The organism is Modestobacter sp. VKM Ac-2986, assembly GCF_026967795.1.
Taxonomy (GTDB): Bacteria; Actinomycetota; Actinomycetes; order Mycobacteriales; family Geodermatophilaceae; genus Modestobacter.
The window spans coordinates 47,193-63,048 of sequence record NZ_JAPVBH010000007.1; the positions used below are offsets into that span (position 1 = coordinate 47,193).

19 protein-coding genes are annotated in these 15,856 nt (G+C 76.1%); 12 read left to right on the forward strand and 7 right to left on the reverse strand.

Annotated features, from left to right (window positions below):
* Positions 1 to 37 precede the first annotated feature (37 nt).
* The 6 genes from O2W14_RS17245 to nagB are packed head-to-tail and all read left to right on the forward strand — an operon-like array spanning position 38 to position 5,056.
* Positions 38 to 682, forward strand: a complete 645-nt coding sequence (locus O2W14_RS17245; RefSeq protein ID WP_269177349.1) for an amino acid ABC transporter permease — start codon at positions 38 to 40, stop codon at positions 680 to 682.
* On the forward strand, positions 679 to 1,545 hold the full coding sequence (locus O2W14_RS17250) for an amino acid ABC transporter permease (protein ID WP_269177350.1): 867 nt from the start codon (positions 679 to 681) through the stop codon (positions 1,543 to 1,545). Before O2W14_RS17245 ends, O2W14_RS17250 begins: the two co-directional genes overlap by 4 nt.
* Positions 1,538 to 2,521 carry an asparaginase gene (locus O2W14_RS17255; RefSeq protein ID WP_269177351.1) on the forward strand — a complete coding sequence of 328 codons (984 nt, stop codon included), beginning with the start codon at positions 1,538 to 1,540 and terminating at the stop codon, positions 2,519 to 2,521. The genes O2W14_RS17250 and O2W14_RS17255 overlap by 8 nt, the downstream gene beginning before the upstream one ends.
* Positions 2,518 to 3,222, forward strand: coding sequence for a copper homeostasis protein CutC (locus O2W14_RS17260; RefSeq protein WP_269177352.1), 705 nt, complete (start codon positions 2,518 to 2,520; stop codon positions 3,220 to 3,222). The genes O2W14_RS17255 and O2W14_RS17260 overlap by 4 nt, the downstream gene beginning before the upstream one ends.
* Positions 3,219 to 4,256, forward strand: a complete 1,038-nt coding sequence (locus tag O2W14_RS17265) for an ROK family protein (protein WP_269177353.1) — start codon at positions 3,219 to 3,221, stop codon at positions 4,254 to 4,256. The genes O2W14_RS17260 and O2W14_RS17265 overlap by 4 nt, the downstream gene beginning before the upstream one ends.
* Positions 4,257 to 4,258: 2 nt before the next feature.
* On the forward strand, positions 4,259 to 5,056 hold the full coding sequence (nagB, locus tag O2W14_RS17270) for a glucosamine-6-phosphate deaminase (RefSeq protein WP_269177354.1): 798 nt from the start codon (positions 4,259 to 4,261) through the stop codon (positions 5,054 to 5,056).
* A gap of 42 nt (positions 5,057 to 5,098) precedes the next feature.
* Here the strand turns inward: nagB and O2W14_RS17275 are convergent, their stop codons facing one another.
* From O2W14_RS17275 to O2W14_RS17285, 3 genes are all read right to left on the reverse strand, one after another.
* On the reverse strand, positions 5,099 to 6,511 hold the full coding sequence (locus O2W14_RS17275; protein ID WP_269177355.1) for an amidase: 1,413 nt from the start codon (positions 6,509 to 6,511) through the stop codon (positions 5,099 to 5,101).
* A gap of 7 nt (positions 6,512 to 6,518) precedes the next feature.
* On the reverse strand, positions 6,519 to 6,773 hold the full coding sequence (locus O2W14_RS17280; protein ID WP_269177356.1) for a hypothetical protein: 255 nt from the start codon (positions 6,771 to 6,773) through the stop codon (positions 6,519 to 6,521).
* 102 nt (positions 6,774 to 6,875) lie between these two features.
* On the reverse strand, positions 6,876 to 7,802 hold the full coding sequence (locus tag O2W14_RS17285; protein WP_269177357.1) for an EamA family transporter: 927 nt from the start codon (positions 7,800 to 7,802) through the stop codon (positions 6,876 to 6,878).
* A gap of 69 nt (positions 7,803 to 7,871) precedes the next feature.
* Here O2W14_RS17285 and O2W14_RS17290 point away from each other — a divergent pair, with 69 nt between their 5' ends.
* From O2W14_RS17290 to O2W14_RS17305, 4 genes are all read left to right on the forward strand, one after another.
* A complete protein-coding gene (locus tag O2W14_RS17290) occupies positions 7,872 to 8,726 on the forward strand; it encodes a LysR family transcriptional regulator (RefSeq protein WP_269177358.1) in 855 nt (284 codons plus the stop codon).
* Positions 8,727 to 8,780: 54 nt separating this feature from the next.
* Positions 8,781 to 9,995, forward strand: a complete 1,215-nt coding sequence (locus tag O2W14_RS17295) for an MFS transporter (RefSeq protein ID WP_269177359.1) — start codon at positions 8,781 to 8,783, stop codon at positions 9,993 to 9,995.
* Between the two features lie 121 nt (positions 9,996 to 10,116).
* Positions 10,117 to 10,527, forward strand: a complete 411-nt coding sequence (locus O2W14_RS17300) for a hypothetical protein (protein WP_269177360.1) — start codon at positions 10,117 to 10,119, stop codon at positions 10,525 to 10,527.
* A gap of 158 nt (positions 10,528 to 10,685) precedes the next feature.
* On the forward strand, positions 10,686 to 10,889 hold the full coding sequence (locus tag O2W14_RS17305; protein ID WP_014741881.1) for a cold-shock protein: 204 nt from the start codon (positions 10,686 to 10,688) through the stop codon (positions 10,887 to 10,889).
* Positions 10,890 to 10,971: 82 nt separating this feature from the next.
* Here the strand turns inward: O2W14_RS17305 and O2W14_RS17310 are convergent, their stop codons facing one another.
* Positions 10,972 to 11,430: a hypothetical protein gene (locus O2W14_RS17310; RefSeq protein WP_269177361.1), complete on the reverse strand. Its 459-nt coding sequence runs from the start codon at positions 11,428 to 11,430 to the stop codon at positions 10,972 to 10,974.
* A 199-nt stretch (positions 11,431 to 11,629) separates the two neighbouring features.
* On the opposite strand from O2W14_RS17310, the gene msrB reads away from it, so the two are divergent.
* Positions 11,630 to 12,043 carry a peptide-methionine (R)-S-oxide reductase MsrB gene (gene msrB, locus O2W14_RS17315; protein WP_269177362.1) on the forward strand — a complete coding sequence of 138 codons (414 nt, stop codon included), beginning with the start codon at positions 11,630 to 11,632 and terminating at the stop codon, positions 12,041 to 12,043.
* A 59-nt stretch (positions 12,044 to 12,102) separates the two neighbouring features.
* Here the strand turns inward: msrB and hemQ are convergent, their stop codons facing one another.
* Entirely contained in the window at positions 12,103 to 12,819 is a 717-nt protein-coding gene (gene hemQ, locus O2W14_RS17320; protein WP_269177363.1) for a hydrogen peroxide-dependent heme synthase, read from the reverse strand.
* A 104-nt stretch (positions 12,820 to 12,923) separates the two neighbouring features.
* Here hemQ and O2W14_RS17325 point away from each other — a divergent pair, with 104 nt between their 5' ends.
* Positions 12,924 to 13,307: a hypothetical protein gene (locus O2W14_RS17325; protein ID WP_269177364.1), complete on the forward strand. Its 384-nt coding sequence runs from the start codon at positions 12,924 to 12,926 to the stop codon at positions 13,305 to 13,307.
* 1 nt (position 13,308) lies between these two features.
* Here O2W14_RS17325 and hemG read toward each other — a convergent pair whose 3' ends face one another.
* Together hemG and hemE are read right to left on the reverse strand one after the other, a co-directional pair.
* The gene (hemG, locus tag O2W14_RS17330; RefSeq protein ID WP_269177365.1) at positions 13,309 to 14,691 is read right to left on the reverse strand and encodes a protoporphyrinogen oxidase; all 1,383 of its coding nucleotides are present in this window, start codon (positions 14,689 to 14,691) and stop codon (positions 13,309 to 13,311) included.
* Positions 14,688 to 15,734 (reverse strand): uroporphyrinogen decarboxylase, encoded by a 1,047-nt coding sequence (gene hemE, locus O2W14_RS17335; RefSeq protein ID WP_269177366.1) that lies wholly within the window; start codon positions 15,732 to 15,734, stop codon positions 14,688 to 14,690. The genes hemG and hemE overlap by 4 nt, the downstream gene beginning before the upstream one ends.
* Positions 15,735 to 15,856: the final 122 nt, after the last annotated feature.

Genomic DNA, 15,856 nt, shown 5'->3' on the forward strand with positions numbered 1-15,856 from the left:
CCCCACCGGATCCCGCCGCCCCTGAGGACACCCGCCCGTGGAAGCCCTGCTCGACAACGCCGGCCCGCTGCTGCAGGGCCTGCTGACCACGCTGTGGATCGCCGCGGTCTCCGGCGTCGGCGCCCTGGTGCTCGGCGTGCTCGTCGCCGCCGCCCGGGTGAGCCCGGTGCCGGTGCTGCGAGGCGTCGCCTTCGGCTACGTCCAGCTGTTCCTCAACGTGCCGCTGCTGGCACTGCTGGTGCTCTTCGTCTTCGCCCTGCCCGACGTCGGCCTGCTCATGCCGCTGACCACGACCGTCGTGGTCGTGCTGGTCGTCTACGAGGCCGCCTACGTCGCCGAGGCGGTGCGCAGCGGGGTCAACACCGTCCCCCTGGGCCAGGCAGAGGCCGCCCGCGCGCTGGGCCTGACCTTCCTGCAGAGCCTGCGGCTGGTGGTGCTGCCGCAGGCCGTGCGCGCCGTCGTCCAGCCGCTGGGCAACGTGCTGATCGCGCTGGTGATGAACACGGCGCTGGCCGCGGCGGTCGGCGTCGTGGAGCTGACCTCGGCCACGAACAAGGTGAACCTGGTGGAAGCCCAACCGATCCCGATCTTCGCCGGCGCCGGCGTGCTCTACATGCTGGTCGCGCTCACCATCGGGCTGCTCAGCGGCGTGGTCGAGCGCCGGGTGGCGATCGTCCGATGAGCGCGCGCCGCACCCCGACCGCGAGCGTCCTCTACGACGCCCCCGGCCCCCGCACCCGCCGCCGCATCGCGATCGCCTCCGCCGTCACCGTCATCGTGGTCGGTGCCGCCCTGGTCCTCGCACTGCGGGAGTTCGCCTCGCACGGGCAGCTGGACGCCGAGCGCTGGGCGCCGTTCGCCAGCTGGCCGATCTGGTCCTACCTGCTCGTCGGGCTGCGCGGCACCCTGCAGGCGGCCGCCGTCACCGCGGTGCTGTCGGCCGCGGTCGGGGTGCTTCTGGCCCTGGGCCGGCTCAGCCGCGCGCGGCTGGTGCGCTGGCCGGCCACCGCCTACATCGAGGTCGCCCGCTCGCTGCCGGTGCTGCTGCTCATCTACGTCACGCTGTTCGGCCTGCCCCGCTACGGCATCGACCTGCCGCTGCTGTGGAAGCTCGTCCTCCCGCTGACCGTGGCCAACTCCGCGGCCTTCGCCGAGATCTTCCGGGCCGGCATCCTCAGCCTGCCCCGCGGGCAGGACGAGGCCGCCCGCAGCCTGGGCATGAGCGGCGCCCAGTCGATGCGGCTGGTCGTGCTGCCCCAGGCGGTCCGCCGGGTCACCCCCTCGGTGGTCACCCAGCTGGTCAGCCTGCTCAAGGACACCTCGCTGGGCTACGTCGTCGCCTTCACCGAGCTGCTGTTCCGGGCGCAGGTGCTGGCCTCCTACAACCGCCTCCTGGTGCAGACCTTCCTGGTCGTCACCCTCATGTACCTCGTCGTCAACGGGCTGCTGTCGGCCCTGGCCAGCCGGCTGCAGGACGCCAGCCGGCGGCGCACGCCGACCACCCCGGACGTCCCCCTGCTCGCCGCCAAGGAGATCCATGCCTGAGCACCCGTACGCCGAGCTCGCCGTGCTCGAGCGCAACGGCTTCCCCGAGAGCCGACACCTGGGCACCCTGGTCGGCCTGGCCGCCGACGGCACCGTCGCGCTGCGGCTGGGCGACGCGGACACCGCCGTGCTGCCCCGGTCCTCGACCAAGCCGTGGCAGGCGCTGGCCTGCCGCACCGCCGGGCTGCACCTGTCCACCGAGGCCACCGCCCTGTCGGCCGGCAGCCACACCGGCGAGGACCGGCACGTCGCCGTCGTCCGGGAGGTGCTGGCCGCGGCCGGGCTGGACGAGTCCGCGCTGGGCTGCCCGGTCGACTGGCCCGAGGACGAACCCACCCGCGAGCGGCTGATCGCCGCCGGCGAGCAGCGCAGCCGGGTGCGGATGAACTGCTCGGGCAAGCACGCCGCGATGCTGGCCGCCAGCGTGCACAACGGATGGGACGTCGCCGGCTACCTCGACCCCGCCCACCCGCTGCAGCAGCTGGTGGCCGAGACGGTCGCCGGGGCCAGCGGCGGGCCGGTCACCGCGACCGCGGTCGACGGCTGCGGCGCGCCGCTGTTCGGCACCACCGTGCTCGGGCTGGCCCGCGCCGTCCGGTCGATGGTGCTCAGCCCGGGGGGGTCCGACGCCCGCGCGGTGGCCGACGCGATGCGCGCGGCCCCGGAGTTCGTCGGCGGCACCGGACACGTCAACACCCAGGTCATGCAGCTGCTGCCCGGTGTGCTCGCCAAGGGCGGCGCCGAGGGTGTGCTGGTGACCGCGGCGGCCACCGGCCAGGCGGTCGCGATGAAGGTCGTCGACGGCTCGCCCCGGGCGACCACGGTGCTCGCGCTGGCGGCGCTGCGGCACCTGGGGGTCGACACCTCCCCGGCCGCGGCGCTCACCGAGGTGCCGGTGCTCGGTGGCGGCCGCCCGGTCGGCCGGCTGCAGCTCGGTGCCGACCTGCGGACCGCCCTCGGGGACGCGACCGCGTGACCCTGGTCGAGATCTGCGTCGACGACGTCGCCGGGGCCCGGAGCGCCGAGGCCGCCGGCGCGGACCGCGTCGAGCTGTGCGCCGACCTGCTCGAGGGCGGCATCACCCCCAGCGCCGGCATGCTCGAGCGCACGCTGGCCGCAGTGACCCGGGTGAGCGTGCAGGTGCTCGTCCGGCCTCGCGGCGGGGACTTCCGCTACGACGCCGACGAGGTCGCGGTCATGCGCGCGGACATCCGCACCGCCCGCACCCTGGGCGCCGGTGCCACCGTGCCGGTCGGCTTCGTGCTCAGCGGCCTGACCGCCGACGGCCGGGTCGACCGGGCGGTGCTCGCCGCGCTGCTCGAGGAGTGCGGCGACGCACCGACCACCTTCAGCAAGGCCTTCGACGAGGTGCCCGATCGTCGGGCCGCACTCGACGACCTGGCGGCGCTGGGCGTGCACCGCGTGCTCACCTCCGGCGGCGCCGCCACGGCCGCGGCCGGCGCCGAGGAGCTGCGGGCCCTGGCCGCCGACGGACGGGTGACCGTGCTGGCCGGAGGGTCGGTGCGGTCGAACAACGTGGGCGCGCTGCTCACGCGCACCGGCGTACCGGAGGTGCACCTGCGCGCGCCCGGGCCCGCCGGCGGCCGACCCCGCACCTCTCCGGCGGAGGTCGCGGCCGTGGTGGCGGCGGTCCGGGCCACCCGGGACGACGCGTGACCGGCGCGCCGCCGGCCGAGGTGGCCGCTATCGCCGTCGACGTGGGCGGGACGACGGTCAAGGGCGCGCTCGTCGACGCCGCCGGCCGGCCGCTGCACGAGCTGGCCGCACCCACCTCCCCCGCCGACGGGACCCCGGTCGCCGACGTGCTGACCGCGGTGCTCGCCGGGCTGGCCGGCCGCGCCGCGGCGTCGGGGCTGCGCGTGGTCGGTGCCGGTGTCGTCACCCCGGGCACCGTCGACGAGACCACCGGCCGGGTCGGGTTCGCGGCCAACCTGGGCTGGCGGGACTTCGACCTGCGCACCCACCTGGAGCAGCGGGTCGCCGTGCCGGTGGCCGTCGGCCACGACGTGCGGGCCGCGGGAGCCGCCGAGGCGCTGCTGGGCGCCGGCCGCGGCGCACGCGACCTCGCCTTCGTCGCACTGGGCACCGGCATCGCTGCGGCCCTGGTCACCGGCGGGGCCGTGGTGAGCGGGGCCACCCGCGCGGCCGGGGAGATCGGGCACATGCCCGTCCACCCTGGCGGACGACCGTGCACCTGCGGCCAGGTCGGCTGCCTGGAGGCCTACGCCTCCGGCGCCGCCGTGGCGCGCCGCTACGCCGAGCTCGGCGGCCGGCCCGGCAGCACGGCCGGGGACGTCGCTGCGGCGCTGGGCACCGACCCGGCGGCCGACCGGGCGTGGCAGGAGGCGGTGCAGGCGCTCGCGCTGGCGTCGAGCACGCTGACCATGGCCCTGGACCCGGCGCTGCTGGTCTTCGGTGGCGGGCTGGGCCGGGCCGGGGAGCGGCTGCTCGCCCCGCTGCGCTGGGAGCTGGCCGGGCTGCTCGCCTGGCGGGCCGCGCCCCGGCTCGCCGCTGCCGAGCTGGGCCAGGACGCCGGCCGGGTGGGCGCGGCGATGCTGGCCTACCGCGCCGCCGGGCACGGCGCCGTCGTCGAGCGCTGGACCACCGGCGACGTGCTCGGCCGCCGCGCCACGTCCCCGGGCCCCACGACCGTCCCCCCGGCTGCCCGCCGGGTCCGAGAGGAGAGCTGACCGTGGAGGTCGTCCTGCTGCCCACCCCCACCGACTGCGGGCGGGTGGTCGCCGACGCGCTGCAGGCTGGGCTGGCCCGGGCCCGCGTGCGGGGCGCCCCCGCCGTGCTCGGCCTGGCCACCGGGTCCTCGCCGCTGCTGGCCTACCGCGAGCTCGTCCGCCGGCACGCCGAGGAGGGGTTGTCCTTCGCCGACGTCGAGGCGTTCCTGCTCGACGAGTACGTCGGCCTGCCCGCCGGGCACCCGGAGTCCTACCGGGAGGTCATCCGCCGGGAGCTCACCGACGCGGTGGGGATCGACCCGGCCCGGGTGCACGGCCCCGACGGCGCCGCACCGGACCCGCTGGCGGCGGCACTCGCGTACGAGGAGCGGCTGCAGGCGGCCGGCCCGGTCGTGGTGCAGCTGCTGGGGATCGGCACGAACGGACACGTCGGCTTCAACGAGCCCGGCTCGTCGCTGTCCAGCCGCACCCGGGTGAAGACGCTCACCGAGCAGACCCGCGCCGACAACGCGCGGTTCTTCGCCGACGACGTCGACGCGGTGCCCCGGCACGTGCTGACCCAGGGGCTGGGCACCATCCTGCGTGCCGAGCACCTGGTGCTGGTGGCCACCGGCGAGCAGAAGGCCGCCCCCGTGGCCGCCGCGCTCGAGGGCCCGCTCACCGCGTCGGTGCCCGGGTCGGTCCTCCAGCTGCACCCGCACGTCACCGTCGTGGTCGACGAGGCGGCCGGCAGCCGGCTGGCGCTGGCCGACCACCACCGCCACGCGCTCACGCACAAGCCGGCCGACCAGGGCTGGTGACCCGGGCCGGGGCAGCCGGTCGTCCCGGCGACCGGCTGCCGGTCAGGCCGCCTGCGCCGGGTCGGCGAGCTGCGGCACCTGCAGGTGCCAGTCGGTGCGGCGCTGGAACGCCTCGCCCGCGCGCAGCACCGTCTGCTCCTCGAAGGGCCGCCCGGCGATCTGCAGGCCCAGCGGCAGCCCGCCGCCGGTGAACCCCATCGGGACCGACAGGACCGGGTTGCCGGTGGTGTTCCAGTAGCCGGCGCGCACCGTCGTGCCCCCGTCCAGCCGGTCCCACCGGGTCTGGACCAGTGGCGGGGCACCGGCGGTCACGGTCGGGGTGACCACCAGGTCGACCTGGGCGAACAGCTCGGCGACCCGGCGCATGCCGACGCGGCGGACCCGCTGGGCCTGCACGAAGTCGGTCGCGCTGTAGTACAGGCCCGCGGCGATCCGGCTGCGCGTGAGCTTCCCGTACCGCGTCCACTGCCGCTCGAAGTCCGGCTGGTGGTAGGTGGCGGCCTCGACGAACATGGTCATGACGTTGACCAGGTTCAGCTCCGCCCACAGCGGCAGCCGCACGTCCACGACCTCCGCCCCCGCCGCGCGCAGCACCTCGACGGCGGCCGCGAGCACCCCGGGCACCGCGGGGTCGTCGCCCCGGGCCGGGGCCGCCGTCATGTCGTCGACGCCGATCCGCAGCCCGGTCAGGTCCCCGGTCAGCGCGGCCGGGTAGTCGTCCACCGGCTCGCGCACCGAGGTGGGGTCGGAGTCGTCGGCGCCGGCGAGCACCGACAGCAGCAGGGCGCAGTCGGCGGCGCTGCGGGCCATCGGGCCGATGCGGTCCATGCTGTAGGCCAGCGGCACGCACCCGGACTTGGGCACCCGGCCGTAGGTGGGCATCAGCCCGGTGATGCCGCAGAACGCCGCGGGGATGCGGATGCTGCCGCCGGTGTCGGTGCCCAGGCCGGCGAGGAACTGCCCCGTCGCCACCCCGCTGCCGGTCCCGGAGCTGGACCCGCCGGGGTGGTGGCCGGCGTCCCAGGGGTTGCGCAGCACCGGGAACGGGCTGCCCTCGTCGGACTCCCCGATGGCGAACTCGGCGGTGGTCGTCTTGCCCATCACGATCCCGCCTGCATGGCGCAGCCGGGTGACCACGACGGCGTCGCGGCGGCCGTTCCACTCCGGGTCGTGCACCAGGCTCTGCGCCGTGGTCGGGCCCTCGGAGGTGGTGATCAGGTCCTTGACCCCCAGCGGGACCCCGGTGAGCGGGCCGACCGGGTCCCCGGAGGAGAGCCGGGCGTCCGCGGCGACCGCCGCCGCGCGGGCCTGGTCCACGTAGCGGTCGAGGAAGGTGCCGAACCGGGCGTCCAGCCGGTCGGCGGCGTCGATCGCCTGCTCCACCAGCTCGACGCTGGACACCTCCCCGGCGCGCAGCGCGGCCGCGGCGGCGGTGACGGTGAGCGGTGCGTCCACGACCGGTTCAGGCCCGCGCGCTGAACAGCACAGCCGGCTCGTCGTAGCGTGCCCCGGGGACGGCGTAGAGCAGCCGCACCGCGGCCCGGGCTGCGCGGAAGCCGTCGACCAGGCCGGCCACCTCGTCCTCGGCCGGCGTCAGGTGGGCCATCGCCAGCAGCGCGCGGACCGCGGTCTCGGGGTCGGGCCCCGGCTCGGCGGGCAGCTCCGCGGCCAGCTCGGCAGCGAGCTCGACCGCCGCCGTCGCGTACATCTGGGTCACTCGTACCTCCGGTGCGAGGGGTGGGGACGCGACGCCTGGGAGGGCACGGCGGGGCGAGGGTATCCACGCGCCCGGCGCGGCGCCGGACACCCGCCCGTGTCGCTACCGCGTCGCGACCGTGGCCCGGCGGGCGAGCAGCTGGCTGGCCACGTTGGCGCCGACGATGGCCACGATGCCGGCCCACGCGTCCCAGCCCAGGCCCTCCCCCAGCACGACCAGCCCGACCACCGCGGCGAGCACCGGGTTGATGCTCATGAACACCCCGTAGGCCCCCGTGGCCACCCGGCGCAGCGCCTGCAGGTCGACGAACAGCGGCACCGCGGAGGCCAGCACCCCGGCGGTGACCGCGCACGCCGCCGTCGCCGCCGACGGCGGGTGCTGGCCGAGCACGACCAGCCCGACCGGCAGGAACACCAGCGCGGAGATCCCCGCCGCCGTCGCCGGGCCGGCCCCGCCGGGCACCCGGGCGCCGAGCTCCCGGTTGACCAGGATGTAGGCCGCCCAGCAGCCCGCGGCCAGCAGGCCGAGCCCGATGCCCACGTAGTCGGTGGTCGGCTGGGGACGGGTGAGGACGACGACCCCGCCGGCCGCCACCAGCGCGCACAGCAGCGGCCCTCGCCCCCGGGCGCCGCGCAGGGCCAGCGCGAGCGGGCCGAGGAACTCCAGCGTCACCGCCAGACCGAGCCCGACCCGGTCGACGGCGGTGTAGAGCGAGAGGTTCATCGTGGCGAAGACGACGACCAGCAGCAGCACCGGCCGCCACTGCGCCGCGGTGAACCGCCAGGGCCGCGGCCGGGCGACGGCCACCAGCACCGCCCCGGCCACCCACTGCCGGACGGCCACCACGCCCACCGCGCCGATCGCCGGGAACGCCAGCGCGCCGACGGCGGCGCCGACCTGGTTGGACAGCGCGCTGCCGGCCATCATCGCCACCCCGACCCACGCACCACCGGCCAGCGGGGTCACCGGTGCCACCGGCCGCTCGGCGGCCTGCTGCACGCCGTCCGCCAGGGGCTGCTCCGTGCGCATGGGAGCACTGTGCGGGACCGGGGTGCGATGCACACAATGCAATCCACGCGTCAGCCATACGCTGCACGCATGGCACTCGAGCTGCGTTCTCTGCGCTGCCTGGTGGCGATCGTCGACGCCGGGACGCTGACCGACGCCGCGATCACGCTGGGTGTCTCGCAGGCGGCGGTGTCCCGCACGCTGGCCGGCCTGGAGACCGAGCTCGGCGTCCGGCTGCTGCACCGCACCGCCCGGCAGGTGACCCCGACCGCGGCCGGCTCCCGGGTGCTCCCCCGGGCCCGGCGGCTGCTGGCCGACGCCGACCAGCTGGTCGCCGACGCCGCCGGCGGCACCGGCCGGCTGCGCATCGGGCACGCCTGGTCGGCGATGGGCCGGCACACGCTGGACTTCCAACGCCGGTGGGCCGCCACGCACCCGGGCGTCGAGCTGCACCTGGTGCGCACCAACTCCCCCACCGCCGGGCTGGTGGAGGGCGCCTGCGACCTCGCCGTGCTGCGCACCGAGCCCGACGCCCGCCGCTTCGACAGCGCCCTGGTCGGGCTGGAGCGGCGGCTGGTCGCCGTGGCCGCCGACGACCCGTGGGCACGCCGCCGGTCGGTGCCGATGGCCGCGATCGGCGCGCGCACCTTGCTCATCGACCGGCGCACCGGCACCACGACCCCGGAGATGTGGCCCGCCGGCGCCCGCCCGACGGTCGAGTACACCAACGACGTCGACGACTGGCTGACCGCGATCGCCACCGGGCGCTGCGTCGGCGTGACCGCGGCGGGCACGGCGGCCCAGTACCGCCGTCCGGAGGTGGTCTACCGGCCGATCCGGGACGCCGAGCCGATCGCGGTCCGGCTGGCGTGGTGGCGCACCGACCCGCACCCGGCCGCGCCCGCCGCGGTCGCCCTGCTCACCGAGCTCTATGGACGGGGCTGACCGGGTCCTGACCCCGCCGGGGCCGGGGTGCTCTCGGGGAGGGACGATCGGGCGGTGCCGGTCCGCCCCCGTCCCCGTGACCGGCGCAGCCGGGTCTCGGTCTGCCTGCTGTTCGCCGCCCTCGGGCTCACCCAGGGCAGCTGGGCCGCCCGCATCCCCGACGTCCGGGACCAGCTGGCCGGGATGACCGACGCCCGGTGGGGCGTGCTGACCGTGTCGATGACGGCCGGCTCCCTGCTGGCACTGGCCGTGACCTTCCTCCTCGTCCGCCGGACCGGCGCCCGGCGGCTGAGCCGGATCGGGGTGGCGGTGCTGCTGGTCGACGCGCCGCTGCTGGCCGCGTCCTCCTCCACCCCCGCCCTGGTCGCCGGGCTGGTCGCCCAGGGGTTCGCCGGCAACCTCCTGGCCATGGCCATGAACGCGCAGGCGGTGCAGGTCGAGCGCGGCTACGCCCGGCGGATCATGTCCGGCTTCCACGCCACCTACAGCGGCGGCCAGCTCGCCGGCGGCGTCCTCGGCACGGTCGCCGCCGGCGCCGGGGTCTCACCCGCCGTCCAGCTCACCGGCACCGGCCTGCTGCTCACGGCCGCACTGCTGGCCACGTTGGGGTGGGCCCCGCCCGACGCCGGCGCCGCCCCGACGGCCGCGGGCGGGCGGCCGCTGCGCCGGCGGCTGTCGCCCCAGCTGCTGCTGCTGGCCGCGATCGGGCTGATGGTGAGCATCAACGAGGGCGCGGCGAGCCAGTGGAGCGCCACGTACACCTCGCACGCCCTGGACGCCGGTCCCGCAGCGGGCGCGGCCACCTTCAGCTGCTTCTCCGTGGCGATGCTGGTGTCCCGGCTGGCCGGGGACCGCGTCGTCCAGCGGGTCGGGCAACGGGCCTTCCTCACCTGGTCCTCCCTGGTCGCGGCGGCCGGGGTGGGGCTGGCCGTCGGCGTCGGCACCCCGGCCGCCGCCTTCGTCGGGTTCGCCCTGCTCGGCATCGGCTCCGGCTGCGTCGCCCCCACCGTCTACGGCCTGGCGGGCAACCAGCCGCACCTGTCGGCCGGCGAGGGGGTGGCCGTCGCCGCGCTGGCCCAGTGGCCGGCCTTCCTGCTCGGACCCCCGCTGATCGGCGCGCTCGCCGGGGCCTTCGGCCTGCGGGCGGCGCTGCTGCTGCTGGTGCTGACCAGCCTGGCGATCGCGGTGTGCTCCCGCCGGGTCCTCGACTCCGGGCAGCCCGAGCGGACGGCGCAGCCGCCGGTCCCCGAGGCCACCACCCAGGCCTGAGCGCACCTCCGCGCTCACCCCTGCGGGTGACCGCAGCCAGGGGAGACGGCTCCGCGGCTCGACCCACGGGCACCCGCTGTCGTTGGGACCTGGTCGGGTCGAGGAGACGGGAGCGCGGGCGATGCGGGTGGCGATCGTGGTGTACGGCGTGCTGTACGTCGTCATCGAGGTCGTCGGGTACCAGCTGGAGCAGGTCAGCTGGCCGGCGATCACCGCGCTGGACGTCGCGACCGCGCTCACCAACGCCTTCCTCACCGTCGCCGTCCTGGTCGGCGTGCTGGTGGGCGTCGACGTCCTGGGTCACCGCTGGCGCCGGACCCGGCAGCTGCGGCTGGTCGAGGAGGCCCGGCTGGCCACCGCCGAGTGGGCCGACCCCGGCACCCTCGACGTCCGGTCCTGGCGGGCCGAGCCGGTCACCCCGCAGCTGGCCCTCCCGGCGGCCCCGCGCCGGCGGCGCCGCAGCACCGGCGAGGAGGCCTACGCCGACAACGCCTACGCCCGCCCGGCGCCCCCGCCCGGTCGCCTGCTCTGAGCCCGGGAGGGCGGGACCGGACCACCGATTCCCGGATCATCGGAACTCTTTGCGCCCCGATCACCCACGGAGGGCCCGGAGCAGCTAGGGTCGTCCACGTCGGGAAGGCCCTGCGCACTGGCAGGACCCCGACGATCAGCCTCAGCTAGGAGCGCGCAATGCCCGAAGGAACAGTGAAGTGGTTCAACGCCGAGAAGGGGTTCGGCTTCGCCACCCCTGATGGTGGCGGCCCGGACGTCTTCGTCCACTACTCGGCCATCCAGACCAGCGGTTACCGCTCGCTCGACGAGGGCCAGCGCATCTCGTTCGACATCGAGCAGGGCCAGAAGGGCCCGCAGGCCGCGAACGTCAACCCGGTCTGATCTTGGACCGGGCTGCGGATGCAGCCCTCTGAACCACCGACAGTGCCCTCGCCCGGGGAACCGGGCGGGGGCACTGTCGCGTTCAGCGGGCTCGCGGGACGTAACCGCCGATGAGCGCGGACATCAGCAGCGCCCCGGCGTCCGGGCCGACCGCGGCCGCGGCGTCGGCGAAGGCCCGCCAGCGCTCCCGCTCCAGCTCCGACATCGCGCCGGTGGCGCGGGCCTCGAGCTGCTCGAGCAGCCGCTCCCACTCCGTCTGCGGGGTGGGCCATAGCCCGGTGAGCCGGCGGGCCTCGGCGGAGACCGTGGTGAACCGGACGATCTTCCCGGCGTGGTTGGTCAGCGCCTGGACGTAGCCGGCGGTGACGAGGGCGTTCGCCGCGCCCACGACCTGCGGCTTGGGCAGGCCGCTGGCCGGCACGACGGCACCGAGGTAGGGCGCGCTGCCGTGCGGCGGTTCGTCGATCAGGCGCGCGATGGCCCGCAGGACGGGCAGGTCGCGGGTGAACCAGGTGTCGGCCAGGGGCAGCGGGGTGGTCATGGGTCCTCACCGTGGACGTCGGCGCCCGCGGTCGCGGCGCCGGGTCCACGGTACGAGCCCGGCACCGGCAGACCACCACGCAGAGGTGGAAGTCACCCTGGGCAGCAGGCCGGTGACCCGCCGCTGACCAGGGCGGACGGCGTCCGTGCCCGCCCGGTGAGGGGACGGCCCGGGTGGCGGGCCGCCGTACCGTGGGGTCATGACCACTTCCGCCCACCAGCCCCAGGTCGTGAAGAGCGACGAGCAGTGGCGCGCCGAGCTGTCGCCGGAGGAGTACGCCGTCCTCCGCCAGGCCGGCACCGAGCGCCCGTACACCGGTGAGTACGTCGACACGAAGACCGTCGGCACCTACTCCTGCCGGGCGTGCGGCGCCGAGCTGTTCCGCTCCGAGACCAAGTTCGACTCCCACTGCGGCTGGCCCTCGTTCTACGAGCCGTCGGCGCAGGACAACGTCGTCCTCCGCGACGACACCCAGTACGGGATGCTGCGCACTGAGGTCCTCTGCGGCAGCTGCCACAGCCACCTCGGCCACGTCTTCGCCGACGCCCCGCAGACCCCGACCGGCGACCGGTACTGCATCAACTCGGTGAGCATCAGGCTCGACGAGGCCTGACGCGCCGAACGCCAGGAGCCCAGGACCCGTCGGGTCCTGGGCTCCTGGCGTTCACGGCGTCACGGCAGGTCGGCGACCAGCTCGATGACCTCCTTGCGGGTGCCGGTGTAGAACGGCACCTCCTCGCGCACGTGCCGGCGGGCGCGGCTGGCGCGCAGGTCGCGCATGAGGTCGACGATCCGGTACAGCTCGTCGGCCTCGAAGGCGAGCATCCACTCGTAGTCGCCCAGGCCGAACGAGGACACGGTGTTGGCGCGCACGTCGGGGTAGGGCCGGGCCTGCATGCCGTGCTCCTTGAGCATGTCCCGCCGCTCCTCGTCGGGCAGCAGGTACCACTCGTAGGAGCGGACGAAGGGGTAGACGCAGACGAAGCGGCGCGCCTCCTCCTCGGCCAGGAAGGCCGGGATGTGGCTGCGGTTGAACTCCGCCGGGCGGTGCAGGGCCATCTGCGACCACACCGGGTCCAGCCGGCGGCCGAGCTCGGTGCGGCGGAACCGCCCGTAGGCCTCCTGCAGCGCCTCCGGGGCCTCGGCGTGCCACCAGATCATCAGGTCGGCGTCGGCCCGCAGCCCGGCGACGTCGTAGACCCCGCGGACGACGACGTCCTTGCCGGCGAGCTCCTCGAACAGTGCGGTGACCTCGGCGGCGGCGGCCGGGCGCTGGTCGTCGGCGAGCGGGCGCGCCAGCTTGAAGACCGACCACATCGTGTAGCGGATCCGGGCGTTCAACTCGTTCGCCCGCTTGCCGATGCTGCGCTCTTCGGTCTGCTCGCTCATGTCCCCCATTGTCGCCCGTGCGCGCGGGCAGGGGGCGCCGGGTCGGGGGCGCTGCGTCACACCACCCGACCCCGGCGGGGCGTCCGCCGTGGGAGGCTGCGCCGGTGCCGCGTCGCCGCCCGCCGACCGAGGACGACGGCACACCCCGTCGGCCCACCGTCGTCGTCCTCATGGCCGAGCACGGAGGGGGCCCGCTGTGGAACCGCTCGCCGCGGCACCAGCGAGGGTGGAACGACTACGTGGTGGACCCGGTCGAGCTCGGCGTGTCCCCCGGTCTGGTCGCGGCGATGGACGAGTGGAACGACGAGTACGGGCGGCACAGCAGCCACGACCCGGACGCGCCGGAGGACCCGGTGACGGCCGCAGCGTGGCTGCGTCGCGGCCTGACCCTGGCGTACCGGCTGCAGCAGGAGCTCGGCGAGGACGTCGAGGTGCGCTACCACGACGACACCGACGAACGGCCGGTCCGCGGCCGCCGCGGACCTTGACCTAGGCGGCCAGCGCCTGGACGGCGGCGCGGGCGTCGCGGATGCAGGACGGGACCCCGACCCCGCCGTAGGCGGCCCCGGCCACGGCCAGCCCCGGGACGGCGGCCACCGCGGAGCGGATCGTGGCGACCCGCTGCGGGTGCCCGACCAGGTACTGCGGCAGCCCGTCCACCCAGCGCACCAGCCGGGTCTGCACCGGCTCGGGCCGCTCGAGGTCCAGCAGGTCGGCCACGTCGGCCACGACCGCCGCGGTGAGGTCGGCGTCGGTGCGCTGCAGGGCGGCGTCGTCGCCGAACCGGCCCACCGAGGACCGCACCCGCAGCAGCCCGTCGCCGGACAGGTGCGGCCACTTCGACGACGAGATCGTCACGCCCTTGACCAGCCGCCCGGTCACCGGCGGCACCAGCAGCCCGGAGCCCGCCGCGACCGGCTGCCCGGGGAAGGCCATCGCGACCACGGCCATCGAGGCGTACGGGATGCCCCGCAGCGGCTCGACGGCGTCGGGGGCGAGGTCGGCGAGCAGGTCGGCGGTCGGCCCGGCCGGGGTGGCCAGGACGACGGCGTCGGCGGTCAGCGTGCCGCTGTCGGCCAGGTCGAGCTCGAAGCCGGCGGTGGTGCGGCGCAGCGCGGTGACCCGGGTACGCAGCCGGACGTCGGCGCGGGAGGCCCGCACCAGCGCGCCGGGCAGCGAGCCGACGCCGTCCCGCACGGTGACGAAGACCGGGCCGTCGACGTCACCGCGGCTGCGGGCGCCGGCGTCCCGGGCGGCGATGGCGGCACCGAGCACGCTGGTGGCCGAGGGCAGCTGGGCGGCCAGCGCCGGCATGGTCGCGGCGAGGGACAGGTCGTCGGGCCGGCCGGCGTAGACCCCGCCGAGCAGCGGCTCGACCAGCCGGTCGACCACCTCGTCACCGAGCCGCTCGCGCAGCAGCCCGCCCACGGTGACGTCGCCGTCCAGGTGCAGCGGGGGCAGGTCGACCTCGGCGCGCACCCGCTCGACCCCGGCCGGGGTGAGCACCCCGGCCAGCCCGTCGGCCGTGGTCGGCACGCCCTGCAGGGTGCCGGCGGGCAGCCGGTGGCGGCCGTCGGGCAGCACGATGGAGGCCTGGGTGGTGGCCGGGGCGACGAGCTGGTCGGCCAGCCCGAGCTGCTCGACCAGCTGCACGGCCTCGGGCACCCGGGCGAGCATCGCCTCCGGGCCGGTGTCGTAGCTCAGGCCGGCGAGGTCGACCGTGTCCAGCTTGCCGCCGACCCGGTCGCCGGCCTCGAGGACCACGACCTCGCCGTCGGGGTGGGTGCGCCGCCACTCGAAGGCGGCGGTGAGGCCGGTGATCCCGGCCCCGACCACCACGAGCCTCGTCGGGGTGGTGGGGCGGGGGGTCATCGCGTGGTCAGCTCGTGGACCAGCTCCACCACGTGGGTCAGTGCGTCCGGGTCGGTCTCGGGCAGGACGCCGTGACCGAGGTTGAACACGTGCCCGCGGGCGGCCTTGCCCTGCTCGACGATGCGGCGGACCTCGCGGTCGATGGTCTCCCGGTCCGACAGCAGCACGGCCGGGTCGAGGTTGCCCTGCAGCGAGTAGCCCGGGCCCACCCGGCGGGCGGCCTCGTCCAGCGGCACCCGCCAGTCGACACCGACCATGTCCGCGCCGGCGTCACCGATCAGCGCGAGCAGCTCGCCGGTGCCCACCCCGAAGTGGGTGCGCGGCACGTCGCGGTCACCGAGCCCGTCGAACACCGCGCGCGAGTGCGGCAGCACCCGCTCGGCGTAGTCGGCGGCCGACAGCACCCCGGCCCAGGAGTCGAACAGCTGGACGGCGCTGGCGCCGGCGTCGACCTGGGTGCGCAGGAAGGTGGCCGCGGAGACCGCCAGGTGGTCCAGCAGCCGGTGCCAGGCCTCGGGCTCGGCGTACATGAACGCCTTGGTGCGGGCGTGCTCCTTGGAGGGGCCGCCCTCGATCAGGTAGGTGGCCAGGGTGAACGGCGCCCCGGCGAAGCCGATCAGCGGCGTCGCACCGAGCTCGGCGACCAGCCGGCCGACGGCGGTGGCCAGGAAGTCCAGCCGGTCGGGCTCCAACGGGGGCAGCGCGTCGACGTCGGCCACGCTGCGGATCGGGTTCGCGATCACCGGCCCGACGCCGGCCTTGATCTCGATGTCGACGCCGGCGACCACCAGCGGCAGCACGATGTCGGAGAAGAGGATGGCCGCGTCCACCCCGTGCCGGCGCACCGGCTGCAGGGTGATCTCGGTGACCAGGTCGGGGTCTTGGCAGGCCTGCAGCATCGCCGTCCCCTGGCGGAGCGCGCGGTACTCCGGCAGCGAGCGGCCGGCCTGGCGCATGAACCACACCGGGGTCCGCGTCACGGGGAGCCCGCGGGCGGCGCGGACGAGGTCGGAGTCGGCGGCCGGTCCTGCAGCTGTTCCCACGGCTGCCGATCCTCCCAGACGCACCGGCGGCCGGCTGAGGCCCACGGGCGGCCGGGTCACGACTGTGCGCCGGCTCACCGGCGGCGGCGCGTCGGGGTCGGCTACCGGTGAGGGGCGACCTA